Raw genomic sequence first — 2513 nt, forward strand, 5'->3', positions numbered from 1 at the left:
ATCACAGGGCCACGCGCAATCTGTTATCAAAACTGGACAAATCGCCGTGAACCTTGATGCAAAGACCGTAGAGGTTGAAGGAAATACTGTGCATTTGACGGGCAAGGAATACCAGATGTTCGAATTGCTCAGCCTGCGCAAGGGGACAACGTTGACCAAGGAGATGTTCCTCAACCACCTTTATGGCGGAATGGACGAGCCTGAGTTGAAGATCATTGATGTCTTCATCTGCAAGCTCCGCAAGAAACTCAGTGAAGCAACCGGCGGTGAAAACCACATCGAAACGGTTTGGGGCCGCGGCTACGTTCTGCGGGAGCCTGAGTCCGTGTCTCATCCGCAACATATTGCGATCGGTGCATAGCCGCGCCGCGGTCATCGTCGCCTTCGCTTTACCTGAAATCGCTATCTGCGCTGGACGCTTTTGGCTCTCCAGCCTAGTTATGATGTGCGGTCCCAATGTTATGGGCTGCAATATGGTAATTAGGTGCAGAACGTGTCGGATCAGCGAAACGGACAATCAGGCGATTTAGAATATCTTGCCGTTGACACGCTTTCGCAAGCGCAGGCAAAGGCGGAACTTGCGCGGCTAGCCGCGCGGCTTGTTCAGGCCAACACGGCCTACCATCGCGATGATGCACCAGAGATAACTGATGCAGATTATGATGCGCTCAAGCAGCGTAATGCGGCGATTGAGGCGCGTTTTCCAGAACTCAAACGAGATGATAGCCCATCAGAGGTTATTGGCGGGCAAATCGCCGAAGGTTTTGGCAAGGTCCTGCACGCGGTGCGCATGTTGTCACTGGGGAACGCATTTGACGATGAAGATGTCCTCGCTTTTGATGCCAGCATCCGCAAATACCTCGGCTTGGATAAAGCTTCACCGCTTTCATACACCGCAGAACCAAAAATAGACGGCTTGTCGCTGTCATTGCGATATGAAAGCGGCGTGTTGATTCAAGCTGCCACACGCGGCGATGGATCGATTGGTGAGAACGTCACCGCCAACGCGCGCACTATCAGCGACATTCCGCGAAACCTCGAAAACGCGCCTGATCTGCTTGAAGTCAGAGGCGAAGTCTACATGAGCCATGATGACTTTGCCGCTTTGAACATGCGGCAGGCGGAAAAAGGTGGCAAGGTTTTTGCCAATCCGCGCAATGCAGCTGCGGGGTCCTTGCGGCAATTGGACCCCGAAATCACCAAAGTACGCCCGTTGCGGTTCTTTGCCTACGCCTGGGGAGAAATTTCAGAACCGCTGGGCCAGACACAATCGCGCGCCATAGCACAGCTTGCCGCGCTCGGGTTCTGCACCAATGATCTGACGGTGGTGTGCGCATCCCCGGAAGAGATGATTGCGCATTACAGACAAATAGAAGCCCGTCGGGCCAAGCTGGGCTATGACATCGATGGGGTGGTGTACAAGGTCGATGACCTCGCATTGCAGGCGCGGCTTGGCTTCAGGTCAACCACACCACGATGGGCAATTGCGCATAAATTCCCGGCCGAACTCGCGTGGACGGTCCTTGAGTCGATTGATATCCAGGTCGGCCGTACCGGTGCGCTTTCTCCCGTGGCGCGTTTGAAGCCGGTCACTGTTGGCGGCGTCGTTGTTTCGAATGCGACTTTGCATAATGAGGATTATATCGCCGGGCGTGACGGCAACGGCGCGCCGATTCGTGATGGAAAGGACATACGGGTTGGCGATTGGCTGCAGGTTTACCGCGCAGGCGATGTCATTCCCAAAATCGCTGATGTCGATCTGGCACGTCGGCCCGAAGATGCGGTGGCTTATGATTTTCCCATCATTTGCCCCGAATGCGGGTCGGATGCGATCCGCGAAGATGGAGACGCGGTCCGCCGCTGTTCCGGCGGCATCATTTGCCCCGCGCAAGCCGTTGAAAAACTGAAGCATTTCGTGTCTCGCTCCGCATTCGACATTGACGGTCTGGGCGCGAAACAGATTGAGCAATTCTACCGCGACACGTGGATCGCAACCCCTGCCGACATCTTCACGCTGCGCGACCGGTTCGGAGCAGGTATGCAACAACTCAGAGACCGCGAAGGTTGGGGCGAAAAAAGTGCCAACAAGCTGTTTGATGCCATCGATAAGAAACGCCGGATACCTCTGGCGCGACTGATTTTTTCCCTCGGCATCCGGCACGTGGGCGAAAATAGTGCGGCACTTTTGGCCAATCATTACACATCATGGACCGTTTTTGAGGACGCCATGCGCAGTGCCACAATTGGCGCGGGCCCCGTGTGGGACGAACTGACCGGGATCGACGGGGTTGGCGAAGTGATGGCGACCTCCCTCGTGACGACATTTCGCCAAGAGGCGGAGCGCGCTTCGATTGACCGCCTGGTCGCAGCGCTTGATGTGCAAGACGCCGCGGCCGTCGCAACTGACAGTCCCGTCGCCGGCAAAACGGTCGTCTTTACCGGGACGCTCGAACGTATGACCCGCGCTGAGGCCAAGGCCCGGGCAGAGGCTTTGGGCGCCAAAGTCTCCGGCT

The 2513-nt window shown here is 56.3% G+C and carries 2 protein-coding genes; both read left to right on the forward strand.

Annotated features, from left to right (window positions below; genetic code table 11):
• Positions 1-361 (forward strand): winged helix-turn-helix domain-containing protein (locus tag ACFDSS_RS14490; RefSeq protein WP_375256421.1); only part of this gene is annotated, 361 nt, incomplete at its 5' end.
• A 132-nt stretch (positions 362-493) separates the two neighbouring features.
• Positions 494-2513, forward strand: a 2020-nt coding sequence (gene ligA / locus ACFDSS_RS14495) for an NAD-dependent DNA ligase LigA (protein WP_375256422.1), incomplete at its 3' end; no start/stop codon positions are given.

This window comes from Yoonia sp. (genome assembly GCF_042093035.1).
In the GTDB taxonomy this organism is placed as follows: Bacteria; Pseudomonadota; Alphaproteobacteria; order Rhodobacterales; family Rhodobacteraceae; genus Yoonia.